This window comes from Segetibacter sp., assembly GCF_025963695.1.
GTDB lineage: Bacteria > Bacteroidota > Bacteroidia > Chitinophagales > Chitinophagaceae > Segetibacter.
Genome location: NZ_JAOQAH010000042.1, coordinates 42,511 through 62,077, shown reverse-complemented (window position 1 = coordinate 62,077; position 19,567 = coordinate 42,511). Strand labels below are relative to the sequence as shown.

General features: G+C 41.1%; 12 protein-coding genes. 5 read left to right on the top strand and 7 right to left on the bottom strand.

Annotated elements, in window-relative coordinates; all coding sequences use genetic code 11:
• The coding region (locus JWR87_RS07690; RefSeq protein WP_297817851.1) for a GMC family oxidoreductase at positions 1-744 on the top strand (744 nt) is incomplete at its 5' end.
• Between the two features lie 64 nt (positions 745-808).
• Entirely contained in the window at positions 809-988 is a 180-nt protein-coding gene (locus JWR87_RS07685) for a hypothetical protein (RefSeq protein ID WP_297817848.1), read from the top strand.
• Here the strand turns inward: JWR87_RS07685 and JWR87_RS07680 are convergent.
• The 7 genes from JWR87_RS07680 to JWR87_RS07650 all read right to left on the bottom strand — a co-directional run bounded on the left by JWR87_RS07680 (position 963) and on the right by JWR87_RS07650 (position 13,431).
• Positions 963-2,180: an AGE family epimerase/isomerase gene (locus JWR87_RS07680; protein WP_297817845.1), complete on the bottom strand. Its 1,218-nt coding sequence runs from the start codon at positions 2,178-2,180 to the stop codon at positions 963-965. The genes JWR87_RS07685 and JWR87_RS07680 overlap by 26 nt on opposite strands.
• The gene (locus JWR87_RS07675) at positions 2,181-3,398 is read right to left on the bottom strand and encodes a glycosidase (protein ID WP_297817841.1); all 1,218 of its coding nucleotides are present in this window, start codon (positions 3,396-3,398) and stop codon (positions 2,181-2,183) included.
• Positions 3,399-3,530: 132 nt separating this feature from the next.
• Positions 3,531-5,357, bottom strand: coding sequence for a sodium:solute symporter family protein (locus tag JWR87_RS07670; RefSeq protein WP_297817838.1), 1,827 nt, complete (start codon positions 5,355-5,357; stop codon positions 3,531-3,533).
• Positions 5,358-5,764: 407 nt separating this feature from the next.
• Positions 5,765-7,333, bottom strand: coding sequence for an IPT/TIG domain-containing protein (locus tag JWR87_RS07665; RefSeq protein WP_297817834.1), 1,569 nt, complete (start codon positions 7,331-7,333; stop codon positions 5,765-5,767).
• A 30-nt stretch (positions 7,334-7,363) separates the two neighbouring features.
• The gene (locus tag JWR87_RS07660) at positions 7,364-8,518 is read right to left on the bottom strand and encodes a glycan-binding surface protein (protein WP_297817831.1); all 1,155 of its coding nucleotides are present in this window, start codon (positions 8,516-8,518) and stop codon (positions 7,364-7,366) included.
• A gap of 35 nt (positions 8,519-8,553) precedes the next feature.
• Positions 8,554-10,257: a RagB/SusD family nutrient uptake outer membrane protein gene (locus tag JWR87_RS07655; RefSeq protein WP_297817828.1), complete on the bottom strand. Its 1,704-nt coding sequence runs from the start codon at positions 10,255-10,257 to the stop codon at positions 8,554-8,556.
• A gap of 12 nt (positions 10,258-10,269) precedes the next feature.
• Entirely contained in the window at positions 10,270-13,431 is a 3,162-nt protein-coding gene (locus JWR87_RS07650; RefSeq protein ID WP_297817825.1) for a TonB-dependent receptor, read from the bottom strand.
• A 273-nt stretch (positions 13,432-13,704) separates the two neighbouring features.
• On the opposite strand from JWR87_RS07650, the gene JWR87_RS07645 reads away from it, so the two are divergent.
• From JWR87_RS07645 to JWR87_RS07635, 3 genes are all read left to right on the top strand, one after another.
• Positions 13,705-14,589, top strand: a complete 885-nt coding sequence (locus tag JWR87_RS07645) for an AraC family transcriptional regulator (RefSeq protein WP_297817822.1) — start codon at positions 13,705-13,707, stop codon at positions 14,587-14,589.
• 177 nt (positions 14,590-14,766) lie between these two features.
• Entirely contained in the window at positions 14,767-18,105 is a 3,339-nt protein-coding gene (locus JWR87_RS07640) for a VCBS repeat-containing protein (RefSeq protein ID WP_297817819.1), read from the top strand.
• A complete protein-coding gene (locus tag JWR87_RS07635; protein WP_297817816.1) occupies positions 18,102-19,457 on the top strand; it encodes a vanadium-dependent haloperoxidase in 1,356 nt (451 codons plus the stop codon). Before JWR87_RS07640 ends, JWR87_RS07635 begins: the two co-directional genes overlap by 4 nt.
• The last annotated feature ends 110 nt before the right edge of the window (positions 19,458-19,567 follow it).

Below are 19,567 nucleotides of genomic sequence, written 5' to 3'. Positions count from 1 at the left end.
AATCGTTTTCCCAATGGTTTGGGTAACGACGGAAATGTGTTAGGCAAATTCATATCGTGGCACAACTACCGGGGTAAAGGTGGGGCCGAATATGAAGGCTTTACAGACAAGACTACAGACGGTCGTAATCCCAGCAACGCGTACATGCCGCGATTTAGAAATGTTTTAAAACAGGAGACTGATTTTTTGCGCGGCTACGCGATAGGTATTGGCGGCGGAAGGGGAGCGTGGACAGATACCAGTAAGATTGGCGATGAGCTGAGAGAAAATATCTTACATCCAAAGTTAGGCAACTGGCGGCTTAGTAGTTGGATGATGGGGGAAGTGGTTCCGCTTGAAAAAAACCATGTCCGCCTTCATGCAGATTTAAAAGATAAGTATGGGATTCCGCAATTGATTGTGTCGTGCGAGTGGAGCGAGAATGATGATAAGATGGTGGCTGACTATATTGAACAAACCAAGGAGATGTTTTCTAAAGCCGGTTTTATCAGGATCAATGCTGAAGATACAAAGTCACCTCCGGGAGCTGATATTCATGAAGTGGGCGGAGTTCGTATGGGGGAAGATGCGAAAACATCGATGTTGAATAAGTGGAACCAGTTACACGCTTGTAAGAATGTAATTGTAAGTGACGGATCTTGTATGACGTCTACGGGAACACAAAATCCTACCTTGACGTTTATGGCTTTGACAGCCCGTGCGGCTAATCATGCGATGGATGAATTAAAGAAAGGGAATATATAAGTATGCAAGGCACAATTTTTTACAGTTACTAACACAACGAATTAAAAAACTAAATGTTTATTGTATGTCTGATTTGCATAATCACACTGAGAAAGATTCTTCCTTAAGCACCTTAATACTGGTAGCAGTCGTTATTCTTGGACTAATGTATTTTTTGGCAAAAGGTTGCACAAATAGTGAAGCCCATAACGCTCCTCCGGCGGCTCATAAAGAGCTTTCTATTCCACCACCACACGCTTTATAATTTCAATACAAGCCCGGCCGTTGTGATAGGGGCACTTCCAAAGCCCCACTTTATCCTCGCCTTGCATAATGGTGTAGTCTTCGTTGATGCCCCAAAACCATTCGCCATCTTTTTCATCAAGAATATACTGCTGAACAAATTTCCAGCTGTTCCATGATCTTTCAAGAAAAGACGGATCGCCCGAAATTTGGTAAGCATTATAAAAACCAACCATAGCTTCAGCTTGCGGCCACCAATGTTTCTCTTTGATCAAATGGTTCTGAGCCACGTCCTTTTCATACCACAAGCCGCCGTCAGTGTCTAGTCCTCTTGCTACAGCTTCAGCAACTTCTAGTGACCTTACTTTAACTTTTTCCGCCAGCTCTTCATCCTGTATTATTTCCGCCGCTTCCTGTACCAACCAGGCTGCTTCTATATCATGACCAAACGATATTGTGCTAGATTTCCTGTTCCATCTTTCATCAAAAAATAAAACAAGATGATTTGTTTCGGCATCAATAATGCGGGTAAGGAAAATATTAATTAGTTCCACTATCTGTTGCTTTAAAACAACATCAGGCCAAATGAGATAAAGGTTGGCAAACCCCTCTAAAATGTGCAGGTGCGTATTCATTGATTTCTTCTCGTTGGAGTCCTTCGCACTCAGACGGAAATCGCTTATCTCTTTCCAGTCTCTTGTAAAGGCTTCAAAATATCCACCATACACTTTATCATAGCTATGTTTGATGATTGCCTTATACAAATTAATTGCTAACTGCTTAGCCCTCTCATCCTCGCTTGCTTTGTAATACTCGCTTAAACCATAGATTGCAAAAGCCAACGCATAGATTTGCTTCCTGGTATCAGCAGCAGTTCTGCTATAATCAACTGTCCAGTAAACACCGTCAAACTCCTTATCTATAAAATAAGAATTTATATATTTAAAAGCCCTTTCAGCAGTTTGAAGGTAATAAGGTCTTTTTGTAAGATTATAAGCAGCTGAAAAAGTCCATAATATCCTGCTATTTAACACCGAACCCTTTGGAGCGTCTTCCTGTATTTTATTTGTATTATTTATCTTGCCGTAAAAGCCTCCATTTCTTAGATCGATGGAATACTTTATCCAGTAGGAAAGAATGTTTTCTAATTCCTGCTGCATCTCCTTCCTGTAGTTCTTCAAAAGTTCACTCATTTCTTCTTGAATATTTCTCATTTAATGCATCTTCATTTGATGATATTGCTGGTCATTTTGCCGGTTAGCAATAGCAAGGTTTCGATCAATAATTTTATTAATCGTATGAACTGTATTTTCAGATCGTAAACCATCTTCAGGCGTATTAACCACATAATCCACCAGGCGGTCTATAGTGGAAGTGGCTACATGTAGGCGGGTGTCTGAAGATGCATAATAGATAAAGACAGTGCCATCATCGTCGGCTATCCAGCCGTTGCTAAATAATACGTTTGATACATCTCCTACCCTTTCCTGTCCTTCGGGAGCCATAAAGAAACCTGCTGGCTTGTGCGTGACCTTAGTTAGGTCTTGCAGATCCGTCATAAACATATATAGTACATAGCGTAAACCTGCGGCCGTGTTGCGAACTCCATGGGCCAAATGCAGCCAGCCTTTTCCTGTTTTTATTGGGGCAGGACCTAAGCCATTTTTTGCTTCATACACTGTATGATAAACCCTTTTGTCAATTACAATTTCTTCTTTTATCACCGCATTTTCCATACAATCTGCAAGGCCAAAACCAATTCCACCACCTTTGCCTGCGTTAATAAAGCCATCTTGCGGACGTGTATAGAATGCATATTTCCCTTTCACAAACTCGGGGTGTAAAACAACGTTTCTCTGTTGAGGTGAAGGCGTCTTCAGATCAGGAAGACGATCCCAGTTTACCAGGTCTTTTGTACGTGCTATTCCACACTGTGCGTCTGCAGACGACTGATCGCTTTCAAGAGCATTAGGATCGCGGCGCTCAGCACAAAACAGTCCATAAATCCAACCGTCTTCGTGTTGCACTACACGCATATCATAGATGTTAGTAGCAGGGTTTTTAGTTTCGGGCATTGTGATAGGGCGATCCCAAAAACGAAAATTATCAATGCCGTTATCACTTTCAGCAGCGGCGAAAAAAGACTTTCTATCAATCCCTTCAACTCGTACAATAACTACATATTTACCGTTGAATTTTATCGCTCCTGCATTTAGTGCCGCATTTATGCCAAACCGTTCCATTAAGTAGGGATTAGTTTGTCGGCTGAAATCGTATCGCCACGTTAAGGGAGCGTGCTGCCCGGTTACGACCGGGTACTGGTATCTTTCATATACACCGTTACCTAATTCCTCTCTTCTATTTGGCCTGCCAATTAACTTATCGTATGCTTCCTGCAAACCCTGCAGCCTCTTTTCATAATAGTTACTCATATCCTCGTATTTTACTTTTTTGCTACAAGCGGTTAGCCTCAAGCTGCCAGCTTTTTTATTTTTTTTATTTTTGAGAACTCAATTTATTTACCCTAATCTGGCTAAAAGCTCAAAGTCGTAGCAGCTGCTTTTCTAATCTTCCAGTTTATCCCACCATGTCTTTTTAAGAATTAAAGCAATAGCCGCCAGCAATAGTATCGTAACTAATAACGGAAGCTTCATCCATAAAATCAAGTACATTGGTAGAATTGTAAGAGCAGTTTGTGCTATTACTCCAAGCACTACATTAAACATGTCCAGCTTAAATCTTTTATTAGGTACAAACTCCGGGTTATCTGCAATAACTTGTTCATGTACCGGCTTCCAAAAACCCCATGGTCTCACCGTGCTATAAAATTTTTTTAAAACTTTCATATCCGTTGGTGGAGCAGCGTAGGTACCTGCGATACAACCCATCACAGATATCAAAAACAACAGCGGCCAGTTGTAAAGTGGTAACCCAGTAAAAATGATAGGAAACACGAGCGCCGCAGTTATGCCTGCCATCATGCCCCAGAAAAAACCACTGGCATTAAATCTCCACCAATACCATTTCAGCATATTTGCTGCTATATAACCTCCGTATAGTGCGCCCACTATCCATTGCAAAATGCTGTTTACGTCTTTTGCAAAAAAGCCTATGGTAACTCCTACAGCAACCACCACAACACCTACGAGGTAATTCATATAAATAATCCTTTTATCGGGAGCCGTAGGATTAATGTATTTCAAATAAATGTCATTTACAATATAGGCCTGGGCGGCATTCAGTGTTCCTGAAAAAGTGCCCATGAAAGCTCCCAACAAACCAGTTAGTACTATTCCCAATATACCAGCGGGCAAAAAATTATTTATAGCTCCCGGAAGAATTCGCTCGAAATCTGTGCCTCCGCCGGAAATAGAAAGATCTAACTGATTATAATAAAGTACCGCCAAAACAGTTAAACCAATTACCATAGTGTAACGAATAGGCAATAATATAATTGAAACAAAACCGGTCATTTTAGAGGCATCTTTTGGCGACCGTGTAGACAGCACTTTCTGCATATCGTAGTTAGGTGCAGGACCAGCTAAACTTGCAAGCACACCTTTAAAACACATCATCATAAAGAAGATACCGAACAGGCCAAATTGATCCTCTTCAATTTTTTTGGTTGCAGCAGGAAGTATGTTGCGCCAGTCGAGGCCGAGGTTTAAACCAAAGAAAGGGCTATCCCATCCTTTTGGTAAATTCAGCTTTTGGCCCTGTAAATGTGTCATTGCTATATACCCGATAGCAACACATCCAATAGTCATGATAATATATTTCACGAGGTCGCCAATAACTATACTGTGCATTCCACCCAAGATGGAGTAAAACATGGCAAACAGCGTAAACACAATTCCGTAAAAATGGGCGACATATGCAGGTGCTATATGAAAAGGCACATAAGGCTGTACAATATTCCAGGGAATGAATATTTCCAGGAATTTACCGAGGCCTACAAAGCCATAAGCCAAAAATCCGAGGCACCCCATCAGGGCAAATACAACAACAATATTGTGTGATGCTTTCACCCCCTCACCCCTTACACCAAACCGGGTTGCAAGCCATTCGGCGCCTGTATCAGCGTTAGAACGTCGCAGCCATTTAGACAAAAACATCATATTAAAGATCTGGTTAAACACAGGCCACAGCCAGGGTATCCAAATACTTTTAAAACCATAAACAAAACACAAAGCCACCATCCACATAGTACCACTGATATCAAACATATCAGAGGCATCGCTCGTTCCTAAAAGAAACCAATGCAGCTTTTTGCCCCCCATCAGGTAACTCTCTTTATCCTGGCTTGCTTTCTTGCGCATAAATACGCCTATAAGCAGCATAGAAACCAGGTAGGCAACCATAATCAGAATGTCTATTAATTGTAGCTTCACCAATTTTTAATAGTTTTTTTTGAACCCGGCATTTTTTCTTTTATTTAGCTTCGCTTGCGTCGCACTCTTGTACATCCGCAATTTAAAGCGCCAGGATAACGATGCGTTCCAAGTTAAACTTTAACCCCCCTTATCAATACAAATTTTCTTTACTCAATTTTATGAAATAACGTTTTTTAAGTTAATAGAAGGCTTTTAAGTTTTGGAGAAAACAAGGAGTAGATAAGGTGAGGGCGTAGCGCCGACCAATTGTTCACCTTTATCATCGCCAACAAAAGAGAGACAACAGATCTTCTGTTTCTAAATCGAAAATAGCACTAATAAAAAAACCTCCTGTAGCAAGTCAAGAAAATGAATAGTATCTTGACTGCACAGGAGGCTTTTTTTATTTAAGTTGACTACTCCTATTAAAATAAACCATAATCATCAACATATATGGTGATGGTTGGAGTTCCAGCGTTTTGAAAATTCAACTCAGAAATATCTGTTGGATTACCTAATTGGCTTAATGGAATTTCGTATGTAGTGTATTCGCCTGCTTTTAAAACCAATTCTTTATTCGGGCTTTGTACTCCAGCAGCACTTTTTATAAACATGGTTACTTTAGAACCTGTAACGGTACCTGCACCACCATAAATTGAAACCCTGATAGCAGTATAACTACTTAAAGGAAAGCTCGACTTCGGATGCAGCTGAAATCCGCCATAAGCGTCGGTCCATGTTATTTTAATTGCTTTGGTTCCTGAAAGTGCCTGTTCGGTATTTGCCATATCCTGCACGGAAGTACCCCAACCGCCCCACTTTTCCCAATTGCTATCCAGAGCTTCTTCAAAAACTACTACTTTAAAAGGAGTAAGGTCAGACGCGCCAACAAATTTAATGTCATCGGCAGTTGACACTGTAAGAGTAGAATTTAGTATACTCAGTGTCAACTTACCTTTTATAGCGCCTGCAGGGGCTTTAACCACAACTGAAGTTGGAGATTGACTTACAAAACTTGTAACAGCGGTTGCAACACCTGTAAACTTTACTCCGGTAACAAGGTCAAGGTCAGTACCAGTGATAGTAACATTACCTTCAGGATTAACCGGGTTTGGAGACATTGAAGTTATAGACGGCAACACGACATCTAAATCAGTGGTAGAAACGGTAGCTACACCGGAAGCAGCAAGTAATGATACTTTACCTTTTTGTGTACTAGCTGGCACCTTAACCACAACCTGGGTAGCCGACTGACTAACAAATGTTGTTACAGGTGTGGTAACGCCAGTAAACACAACCTGTTTCACAAGGTCGAGGTTAGTACCCGTAATGGTAAGATTAGTCTGATGCTTAACAGGCGTAGGTGAAAAAGCGGTACTTACAGGTAAGGTTACTTTTACAGTATCCGCACTTTCAATATCCTTTGGTTCTGTTCCACCATAAGATAAAACAACCGGTCCGGTTTGCGCATCAGCAGGAACCCTAACCACTAACTCAGTTAATGATTTACTTACAAAAGCCGTAGTGTCTGCTACTTTATTCTTTGCAAACGTAACCCTGGTTACCCAGTTCATATATCGGCCGGTAATGGTAACATTGCCACCCGGACGCGCTTCTTTAGTTATAGATGCGATTGTAACAGGCACCATTAGGTTTAACCTGGTCTTTGAAACGATATCACCTTGGGGCGTTCTAAGCGTTACATATCCCTGCTGTGTTTGTTGAGGTACTATAAGGGAGATTAACTCAGGAGTCATTTGAATAAACGCAGATGATGGTACACTGGCGCCTGTTAAATCTATAGCTGTAACCTGGTTAAGGTTATTGCCGATAAAGCGTAACGTGTCGCCGGGTTTCGCACCTGTAGGGCCAAAACTCATTAATTCTACTTTTCCCGAATTTACATTGCTATCCTTTTTACAGGCAGTAAGTAATCCAATTAACATTACCACCCATATCAATGACAGAAGCGACTTATTAAATATCCTATTCATTATTTTTATTTGTTATACTTTAAGTAATGTTTATTTGATAACCTTTGGTACTACACGGAAATTGTCCAGGGAAATGTCAGCATCCAGATCTCCAGGACCCTGAATAAGCAATCTGGTCCAGTAGCCTTTAGGATTTACAGTAGGCTTCACTTTATAACTTGCTACGATTTCTTCAAATGGAATAGTAACTGTTTGCCACTGTCCCTTTGTATCATAAGGAGGCTTCCATTGATAAGCATCATTGTCTTCGGCATTCAATGCAAGGTTAAGCCTCATAATTCCTGCGTTGTAAGGTTTAATCGTATTGATCTCGAACTTAACATTGTAATCTTCGGGCTTAAGTATAGCTGCATCAGGAATATTTTTGCTGTGATTTGGCATTGCATCAGCTGCGCCACCTGCTATCTCATTCCAACTCCAGGCACCCAAGGTCTTCTTTACGCGGATATAATTGCCGTTAATAGCAACAGGATCTCCTGCTTTTATATCTGTTGGTTTAACCACGTATGAAGCATTCCACCAACCTTCATAAGGATCGCTACTAATAAAAATGTTTCTGTTATCTCTAAACCAAAAGTTCGACTTTGTCTCTCCAAAATTTGTTTTCACCGTTATTGGCCCGGGCTGCGCACCGTTTGGTACCCTTACCTGGATTATTTTATCGGTAACAGATACTAAATCACCGTTTACTCCACCGGTAAATGTAACTGTAAGAGGTGCGTAGAAGAAATTGCCGTTTATAGTAGCTACATCACCTGTATTTACATACTCAGAAGTCATACTGGTAACAGTAGGCTTGCTAATCTGAACCTGGAAATCATAAAGCAATGAGTCTCCACTTGCAAAATAAATTTTTAGTTTATTATTAATTGTAGTTGGAATTGGAGTGGGCACATTTACAATAATGGAGTTATCGGTAATGTAAGTTGGGTTTAAAGTGGCAGGTTGATTGTTAAACCACATACGCTGCGCTCCACCAAGGTTTTCACCAATGATGGCAATCAGGTTACCCTGCGCTGCTCCTACTAATAAAGAGTCCGCGGATGCAGGATTGGTTACTCGTACATACTTAATTCTAGGTTGACCACCATTTGGAAGATCCTCCTTTTTACAAGAAGTGAAGCTGGTTGCCACGGCGAGAGCCATGACAAATAATAATAATATCGATTTATTTAATGTTTTCATTTGACTTGCAAATTTTATACAATGATTTTAATTGCTTATGGATAATCAACAGCAGGCTTAGTTAAGTTAGGTGCCTGTGTAATCTCAGCAGATGGTATAGGCAGACGGAAATTGCCGGCGTTTGCATTTACTCTTCTATCCGTTGTAGCCCACCTTGTTTTCTTAATTGTCCACGAATTTGGATTAGGAAAAACATCAGGAGTAATGTTATAGTACCCTCTGTCCTGGCTGTTTAAAATTGCATAAGCCTTCTGAGGATTGTAATAATGCAGTCTGACCAAATCATACCATGCAACGCCTTCCATTGCAAACTCCAGCACTCTTTCTTTAAAAATAACATCAAAAGTAAGTGGGGTAGCTGCACCTGTAACAGGATCTGTAAGTCTAAATGGTGCCAAACCAGCACGTGTGTGTACTTTGTTGAAATACTCTAATGCAGTTGCATCATTTGTAGAAGCATTGTTACCAAGAACCGCTTCAGCATAAATCAAATACATTTCTGCAAGTCTCTGCATGTAGGTATCGTTAGGGTAATTTTGTTGTGCAGCTTGTCCGCCTACGTCTTCAGCCTTACCTATCACATACTTTTTGATACTCGCAAAATTCACATCACCACCCACGTAAGGAAAAATTAATTTCTGCTTACCTGTTGGCATTGCTTGGGTTATTTCCGGGTAACTTGCGCCCGGCAGCATATAAGTTGCTTTGAGCCTCTGGTCTAGTGTACGACCTGTTATCATAGTATCCGCCACCTGTGTAAATCCTTCGTATTGGCTCAGCATCCACCATGTTGCTCCTTTATCTCCACCCCATCCGTCGCCGTTAGCAATATCCGGGCTAAAGTTCAGGTAAGCGGGTGTACTATTCTGTGCGCCAAATTGGCCCGGCTGATAAACCCACTGCAATTCGAACAAAGACTCTTTATTATTATCGTAAGGGTATTTAAAGAGATCCTCGTATTTACCTAATAATTGTAAACCACTATTAGCAATAACGTCCTGTGCATAATATTTAGCACTATCAAGGAAAGTCTGGTTTCTTCCTGTTGGACCAGTTGATTCTACGCCTGCCCTTGCAAGGTAGAAGCGGGCTAACATACCTTCCGCAGACCATTTGGTAAGTCTGCCAGGTTGAACTGCAGTTGCTGGCAAGTCTTCTGCAACAGCACGCATTTCACGTGTAATGAATCTCCATATACTCGGTATTGTATTTCTAACAAGTGAAGTATCCGTTAGTACTTCAAGGTTATTTGTAATAACCGGCACTTCACCCCAGTTCATCACCAGATAACGGTAAGCTAAAGCTCTCATAAACCTTGCTTCAGCTATTGCCATCTTCTTTGTTGCAGGAGAAACTCCATCACCTGCATTGTTGTTAATATTAATGATGGTAAGGTTAGACTGGGCAACTACCTGGTAGAAAGAACGGTATGATGCGTTATTTTCTCCATTTTCCGCAGTTGTATTAAACAATACATTACCGCGGTCGTTGTAAGCCGAGAAGGTAGTTCCCGATCTGAAATCACCAATGTTATAAGAAGCCTTGTCGTTGTAATCGAACCAAACCTTGTTATATAATCCTGCAGTACCAGCCAACACCTGCTCGTCGGTTTTATAAAAACTGGCATCAGTTATTCTATCTGTGGGTGGCTTTTCAAGGAAGTCTTTTTTACATCCTGAAAGAAATACGATTGGAGCCACTAAGCCAACCAGATACATTTTATAATTAATCTTCTTCATTTTTCTAATTCTTTAAAAATTTACATTTAAGCTAAATGTGTAGATAGGAGTTAAAGGATAACGACCGTAGTCAAGTCCGATAGGACCGTTATTACCAGCATTAACACCTGTATAAGCACCAACCTCAGGATCAAAACCGGAGTAGCCTGTTATAGTTGCTAAATTCTGTGCTCCTAAAGTTGCTCTTACACCCCGAACCAGCTTCTGACGGGAGATTAAAGATGTAGGTAGGTTATAAGATAATGAGACGTTTTTAAGCCTTATAAATGAACCACTTTCTACCCACTTACTTGTTTGGCGGGCATAGTTACCGTTAACGTCTACACCTGAGATAATTCTTGCTACATCTGTTCCAGGATTTGCAAGCACTGGATTGCCATCTTTATCTGTTGTCAACTTTGCATAATCATACGCATGCGACATCATGTTACGGCCCAGGTTAATGTTATTTGGATTGGAGTTTTCCCAAGCCATAAAGTTATAAATATCATTTCCGTAAGTACCGGTAATCAGTACACTCAGGTCAAATCCTTTATAGCTGAAAGAGTTTGTGAAACCACCGAATAACTTAGGCCATGGATTACCAATATAAGTTTTGTCATCACTGGTAATCTTGCCGTCGCCATTAATATCCTTTAGTTTAATATCACCTATCCAGATACCGTTTGTTGCTGCTGTTGGACGCCTGTTGCCACTATTGTCTACCGGAACTGCGCTCTTGTTTATTTCTTCTACAGATGTGAAGAGCCCTTCTTCAATATACCCTCTCATTAACCAGGGCTCAAGACCAACTGCAGAACGCTGTGACCAGGGGTCTGCCTGGTTTAACCACCATGATGAGCGCTCTAAGAATCCATTCTTATTATTTAAACTTGTAATCGTAGTCTTAAAGTGCGATAAGTTTAAATTAGTCTCCCACTTAAAGTCTTTTGTGCTTACGTTAGTTGTATTCAAAGTAAAACTCCATCCCTTGGTTTGAAGCGATCCGGCGTTGACTGTTGGAGGCTGCACCGCTGCAGTTCCGTTCGAACCCATATACCAGGGAATAGAAGCTGATAAAAGCATGTTATCTGTATTCTTCACATAATAATCGAAGTCAACAGAAACCCTGTTTTTAAACATTCCCAGATTTGCACCTATATTTTTAGTATCTGTTTCTTCCCACTGAAGTCCTTTGTTAGGATATACAGAAGGCAAAAAGCTTGACCCCCATGGGCTTGCTCCTGCAGCAAGTGGCGAGTAGATAGGGTCGCTGGAGAAACCCTGGTTTCCCGTCAGACCTGTTTCTAATCTCAATTTTAGCTCACTGATGAAGGGAACGTTAAAGAATTTCTCTTGTGACACTCTCCACGCTGCAGACACAGAAGGGAAAGATCCCCACCTTTTTTCTGGTCCAAAATATACAGAACCATCTCTGCGATAAGTTGCAGTTAGTAGATACCTGTTATCATAGCCGTAGTTCAGTCTCGCTAAGTAAGATTCCATTCCCCACTGCCCCGATCCACCGGTATTGCTAGCCGTAGTTGCATTTCCTGCACTTAGATCTAAGATATTGTTAGTAAGAAACCCTGTTCTTCTGCCACCAACATTTTTATAAGTTGAAGCTTGTGCTTCATGACTTACCATTGCTCCAATGTTGTGTTTCCCGGCCTGTTTAGTGTACTCAAGTAACTGGTTCCAGTTCCAATAAGTATTTTGGCTTGTACCGTTTTCTAAAGCGGCAGTGGTATTGATTGCCCAACCAATTGCATAGGTAGGTTGAAAATAGGTTGAACCGCCATATCCGAGGTTGGTGTTAAATGAAGATCTGAACGTAAGTCCCTTTGTTAAATTAAGACCCAAATTAAGGCCACCTAGAAATTGTTTCCTGCTATTTTTATTTGTAGTTAATGTAGATATCGCAATTGGATTAACAGGTGCGAATTGGTGAGCCGGGTTTGAAAGATCGCCACCGCCCCATGCACCACTAATAGTTTTTACAGGCACTTCAGGACTTAATTGTATAGAACTGGAAATAAGACCATTTTGGCTGGTAGTTGTTCTTTCATTGGTCTGATTAAAACTAAGATTGGTACCTATAGTGATCCAGTCTCTTGGCTTAGTGTCAAGGTTTATTCTAAAACTATACCTGTCAAAGCCAGAACCAACCGCAACACCCGCCTGATTTAAATATTCGCCTGACATATAATAAGTGGTGTTGTTACTACCACCGCTTAAGCTTAACTGGTGCTTTTGCATGGCTGCATTATTAAACAATTCGCCCTGCCAATCAGTACCAGTACCAAGTAACGTAGGGTCTAGCAGCTCACCTCTCACAACTCCACCAGCAATTGCTTTATATGCAATCTGCATTTGGGCATACTGTTGCAAACTCATTACGCTAAAGCGTTTTGGAGGTGTTTGCACATTATATTGAAAACCATAGGTCATTCTTGCTTCACCAGATTTTCCACGTTTAGTGGTAATCAATACAACACCGTTAGTTCCACGAGAACCATAGATTGCTGTAGCAGAAGGTCCTTGTAATATCTGCATGTCTTCAATGTCTGAAGGATTTAAACCTGCAAGATTACCAGAGGAGTTTCCACTGGTAGTTCCCTGTATTTGAACACCATCAATAACATAAAGAGGTTCAGTCGCATTATTAATTGAGCTTACACCTCGTATGGATACAGATATGCCACCACCTGGCTGACCTGAATTCTGTGTAACATAAACGCCGGCTGCACGACCCTGAATAGCCTGCTCAACCGTAGTATTTACTGTTCTTTCAATTTCTTTCGCACCTACAGAAGTTTGTGCAGTGGTAAGGTTAGCCCTTCTAGACCTTCCATATCCAACCACCACTACATCATTTAAAGTACTTGCGCCGCCTGTGAGCGAGATACTAATAGGAGCAGTTCCTGTTCCAATACCAACTTCCTTTGTTTGCATGCCTACAAAAGAAACAACCAATGTTCGGGCTGTTCCGGGAACCTGCAATCTAAATGCTCCTTCCTGGTTTGTGCTTGTGCTTACGGTGGTACCTTTAACTGTGACTGTTGCGCCGGAAAGCGGAGTATTTTTATCATCCAATATTGTTCCGGTAACCGTTCTTCCCTGGGACCAGGAAGTAATAAAAAAGAGGACACTTGCTAACAATAGCAGCCCCTTTTGGAGTACATTTTTAAACATATAGCAAACTTTGAATTTGTTTTGCCAAAACTATGTTGAATAGTACCAGTACAATGATACTTTTTTATCAATAACAGGTATTTTTTATAGTATTTGATCATACTTAACCTTTTAAAAATCTTCTTTTTTAAACTTATTTTAATACAAAAAGTACTTTCTCAGTATAATTTATACTAGTAGAAGATATATTAGTTACTGTTGTGCGTGTGTGAGATCTCAAGACAAATACATACTTTTATAACCGAACAACAGTTGCATTAAACAAAAACTGCTATGCCATCTAAACTTTTAAGAGAAATCACTCCCCTCACTTCCAGTGATTGCTTTACTCTTTTTTCACGTACTAAGGACAAATTCGATTTTCCTCTGCATTACCATGAAGAGTTTGAATTGAATTTTGTTAAGAACGCAAAAGGAGCTAAACGCGTTATTGGAGACCACATAGAAGAAATAGGTGATTTTGAGCTAGTACTAGTAGGATCAAACCTGCCACATGGATGGTTTACTCATAAGTGCAAAAGCCAGGAGATACAGGAAATCACCATCCAATTTCACCGAAATCTTTTTGACGAGAAATTTTTGCAAAGGAATCAGATGAGCTTCATTAGAAGTTTGTTAGAAAGATCATTGCGAGGTGTATGTTTTACAAAGGAAACTACCATGGCAATCATGCCAAGACTAATTGAACTTCCCCAAAAACACGCCTTCGATTCAGTCTTAGAGCTAATGTCAATTTTGCATGATCTATCTATTTCAAGAAATATTCAAACGTTGTCGGGAGGCTCTTTTAATACCGTTGAAACAATTTCATACAACAGCAGGAGGATTGAAAAAATAATGACTTATTTAAATAACAACTTCGATAAGGACTTATCCTTAACCGATGCTGCAAAAATTGCTGGGATGACAGAAGTAGCTTTAAGTCGTTTCTTCAAAGCCCGAACAGGAAAAACGTTTGTAGACACTATTAACGAAGTACGTCTGGGCAATGCGTCCCGAATGTTGATAGATACAACACATAGCATAACAGAAGTTGCCTACAAGTGCGGCTTTAACAACATGTCTAATTTCAACCGGATCTTTAAAAAGAAAAAAGATTGTACCCCAAAGGAGTTCAGGCAGAGCTATACAACATCAGGGATAAGAACTTTTATTTAAGTTATAAATTGTATTAGCATTACCAGCTTAAATGCCATCTAATAACGGGTACGTAACCCATGTTTAAGGCAGTTTTTAAATTTGAGAAAAAAGCCTGGAACAAGGATTAGATTACCTTTCTCATCTCATCAACCACATAAAAGCGAACTTATTTTTACGGCTTATTAATAACTGACGATGCATCTCCCTAAAACTCCCTTCCTTCTTGCCCTTGTTATAATGATGCTTGTAGCTGTTGCCTGCAAAAATGGGACAGGCGAAAATGAACAACCTGCCGGGCCACCATTATTTACTTTACTGCCTCCCGAAAAAACCAATATCAGTTTCAATAATACCTTAACAGAAACCCCTTATGCCAACATCATGTCCTACCCGTATTTTTATAATGGTGGTGGGGTAGCAATAGGCGATTTCAACCGGGATGGATGGCAGGATGTATATTTTTCGGGTAACCAGGTTCCAAACAAGCTTTACCTGAACAAAGGCCGGATGAAGTTTGAAGATGTGTCGGTTGCCGCAGGTGTACAAGGTGCGCCAAACAGTTGGAAAACAGGAGCGACTGTGGCAGACGTGAACGGTGATAGCCTTCTCGATATCTACCAATGTTATTCAGGACCATTACCAGGAAAGGCAAGGTTCAATCAATTACTAATTAACCAGGGAAATGGCGCGAACGGGGTACCAACGTTTGTTGACCAGGCAAAAGAATACGGGCTTTCTGATTCTGCTTTTAGTACGCAGGCTGCTTTTTTCGACTATGACCGTGATGGCGATCTCGACATGTTCCTGCTTAATCACAACCCCTCACCCTTTAGTCACCTCGATGAGGCAACAATACAGCAGATCCTAAAAAAGCCGGAGCCAAACATGCACGCTAAATTATACCAGAACAAGGGGGGCAAATTTAACGATGTATCAGCGCAGGCAGGCTTGGACAAATCAGGGTTTTCCTACGGTCTTGGTGTTAGTGTAGCCGATATAAACCAGGACGGATGGCCCGATATGTATGTCTCTAACGACTATTCAGCACCAGATCATCTTTGGATCAATAATAGGAATGGCACCTTTAGCGACAAATTGAAAAGCAGTATCGGGCATACTTCCCTTTATTCGATGGGGAACGATATTGCAGATATAAATAATGATGGTTTACCTGATATCATAAGTCTGGACATGCTGCCGGAAGACAACAAGCGCCAGCGGTTATTATTTGGTCCCGACAACTATGAATATTTTGATATGATGGTTCATGCCGGCTTTAACCATCAGTACATGCGGAACATGTTGCAACTGAATAATGGGGATGGGACTTTTAGTGAAATAGGCCAATTAAGTGGAATGTCAAACACGGACTGGAGCTGGGCGCCCTTAATGGGAGACTATGATAACGATGGACTAAAAGACCTTTTTGTAACGAACGGATTTTTAAAGGACTTTACAAACATGGATTTCATTAAATTCAAGAGCTCGTATTTTCAGTATTTAAAAGGCAGAGTTACTCCTCAAAGCGTTATGGACCTGATTTCTAAAATTCCTTCTTCAAACGTAAATAACTATATATTTCACAATATCGGCAACCTCCGTTTTAAAAACCAGGGAACAAATTGGGGCTTCGATTCCTCGTCGAATAGCAACGGTGCCGCGTATGCGGATCTTGATAATGACGGAGACCTCGATTTAATAGCAAACAATATAAACCAGCCAGCTTTCGTGTACCAGAACGAGGCGCAAGGGCAACTAAAGAATCAATATTTACAGTTGAAATTTATAGGTTCGGGTAGAAATACGCAAGGCATTGGCGCTAAAGTGACATTATATAGCAGGGGTCAGCAACAATACCAGGAGCAAATCACTTGTCGGGGATTCCAATCAAGTGTTTCACCTGTTTTGCATTTTGGGTTAGGCAGCAATACCGCCACTATTGATTCTTTAAGAGTGGTTTGGCTTAGTGGAAAACAACAGGTGCTGCAAAACATACAAGCAGGCCAGGTGCTTACTTTAGAAGAAAAAAATGCAGGTTCAATATATCAACGGCCCACATTCGGCAATGCAATTTTTGCTGAAGCTACTTCGCCCCTGCCTTTTATGCAGGCAAACCATTCGGTTAATGATTTCAAGAGGCAACCCTTAATGGTTAACCCGCTTTCCTTTTCTGGCCCGTGCATGGTTAAGGGAGATGTTAACGCAGATGGTTTGGAAGATGTTTTTATTGGTGGTGCTGCCGGGCAAACTGCTGCATTATACCTGCAACAAAAAGGGGGAACATTTGCCCTAAAACCAATCCCAGGCTTTCAAACAGATAAAAACAGCGAAAACACGGATGCACTTTTTTTTGACGCAAACAACGATAAGGTCTTAGACTTATATGTAGCTAATGGGGGATACCACAATTTTACTCCTGACGATCCTGCATTGCAAGACAGGTTATATCTAAATGATGGCAAGGGGAACTTTACAAAAAGTGATAATGCTTTACCCGTCATGCTTACCAGTTCGGGTTGTGTAAGAGCGGCGGATATTAACGGAGATGGTGCCCAAGATCTATTTGTAGGCGGACGTGTTATACCAGGACGGTATCCTGAAATTCCCAGAAGTTATATTCTTATAAATAACGGCAAGGGTCAATTTAGAGATCAAACAAGCTCGATTGCACCTGCACTTGAGCATATTGGTTTGGTTACCGATGCTGCATGGTACGACCTAAATGGCGACAACATGCAAGAACTGGTAATAGTGGGCGAATGGATGCCTGTAACCGTCTTCGCTAACTACAACGGTAAGCTAACGGACAAGACTGACACTTATTTTGCGAAAAAATACAGCGGCTGGTGGAACAAGTTACTGGTTGGTGATTTCAACCACGACAATCATCCCGATCTAATTGTGGGAAACCAGGGATTAAATTCCCAGTGTGTAGCGTCAGACAAAGAACCGGCGGAAATGTATTTTAAAGACTTTGACGACAATGGAGGGGTTGACCCCATACTTTGTTTTTATATCCAGCACAAAAGTTACCCTTATGTCACCCGCGATGAGTTGTTCGACCAAATCAGCATGACTCGTGTTCGCTTTGCAGACTATAACAGTTATTCCGATGCGTCGCTAAAGGAAGTGTTTACAGAGCAGGAACTGGAAGGTGCAGGACATTTAACATCGAACTACCTGCAGACAGCTTATTTCCAGGGAGCCCGTGATGGTAAATTTAAAGAAGTATCCTTACCGGTTGAAGCACAGTTTTCGCCAGTATTTGCCATAAATGCTTTTGACTATAACGGCGATGGTGCAACAGATTTAATTCTAGGCGGTAATATCAGTAAAAGCCGTTTACGGTTTGGAAAATATGATGCGAACTATGGAATGTTATTGAAGGGTGATGGCAAAGGCAACTTCACATACATCAAACAGCAACAATCCGGCTTTAACCTTATGGGGGATGTCAGAAGTATTTTACAAATAAACAATACCCTTTTGTTCGGAGTGAACCAAATGCCGGTTAAAGCTTACAAAGTACGATGATGAAAAATGTAGGAGCTCTTATCTTTTTAATAACCGTTTTATCAGGTTGTAGTCAATCGGTAACGCACCAAAAGCAAACCCTTACGTTTAGTTCCGCGCACATAAGCGAGGTTATTAACAGGATGACGGATATTATGGTGCATGACGTAACAAATCCGCCCCTTGCTGCCCGCTTTTTTTCTTATGCTACACTTGCAGGCTACGAAGTTATTTCGCAAAATGACAGTGCGTACAAGAGTATGTCCGGCGTTTTAAATAATTATCCAACACTATACAGGCCAGATAGCATAATTGGGTACTCCATCGAGTTGAGCGCCCTGCTCGCAATGATGGAAACGGCAAAAAAGATGCAACCTTCCGGAGCTTACGTCGATTCTTTTCAAGTCATTTTTTTAGACTCCTGCAGAAGGCAAGGTTTGGCAGAAGACGTAATTGCTAATTCTACAAAATATGCGAAGGCCATAAGTAAGGCGATACTTGCATACGCAAAGGCGGATAAATATAACAGGATCAGTAATTATGCAAGGTATACCCCTCAGTCAGTACCAGGAAGCTGGTACCCGACTCCGCCTGGTTTTTTTGCGCCGGTTGAACCTTATTTCAATACTGTTCGCCCCTTCACACTCGATACCTGTATACAGTTTAAGCCTGCTCCACCAGTCGCTTTTTCAACCAACAAAAATTCGCCTTTCTTTAGGATGCTCAACTTTAATTATACGGAGAGCATCCATTTATCGAAGGAACAAAAAGAGATCGCAGCTTTCTGGGACTGCAATCCTTTTGCATTGCAGGACAACGGACATTTAATGTCGGGGCAGAAGAAAATGTCACCAGGGGCACACTGGCTTATGATTACCGGAATTGCATGTAAAGAGTCTAAAGCAGATTTTGCTAAATCAATGAAAGTACACACAATGGTTTCAGTTGCGCTTATGGATGGGTTCATTTGCTGCTGGGACGAAAAATTCCGGAGCAATCGCATTCGCCCTGAAACAGCTATTCGACAGTATATTGATCCAACTTACAAACCTTTGCTTCAAACACCCCCGTTCCCTGAGTATCTTAGCGGTCACTCCACTATTTCTGCAGCCTCTGCCGTTATATTATCGCATTATTTTGGAAACGATTTTCATTACGAAGACACTTCAGAAAAAGCTTACGGATTACCCGGTCGCAAGTTCAAATCATTTCAGGAAGCAGCTATAGAGGCGGGCATCTCTCGTTTTTACGGAGGTATTCATTTTATGGACGCGGTAGATAATGGCCGGAAACAGGGGCTAGCTGTTGGTGAATGGGTACTAAACAGAGTTGAAAATAAGTTGGCTGCAACCGTAGCTTTAAACAAAAAATAATAAGACTGCATAAGTTAGTTAAGAAGCCTAGTGTTTGAGTTCTTAATGGGACGGTACGAGGATTTTCAGTAACAGTATTTCTGTATGACGAGCCAATGAGTTCTCGAACC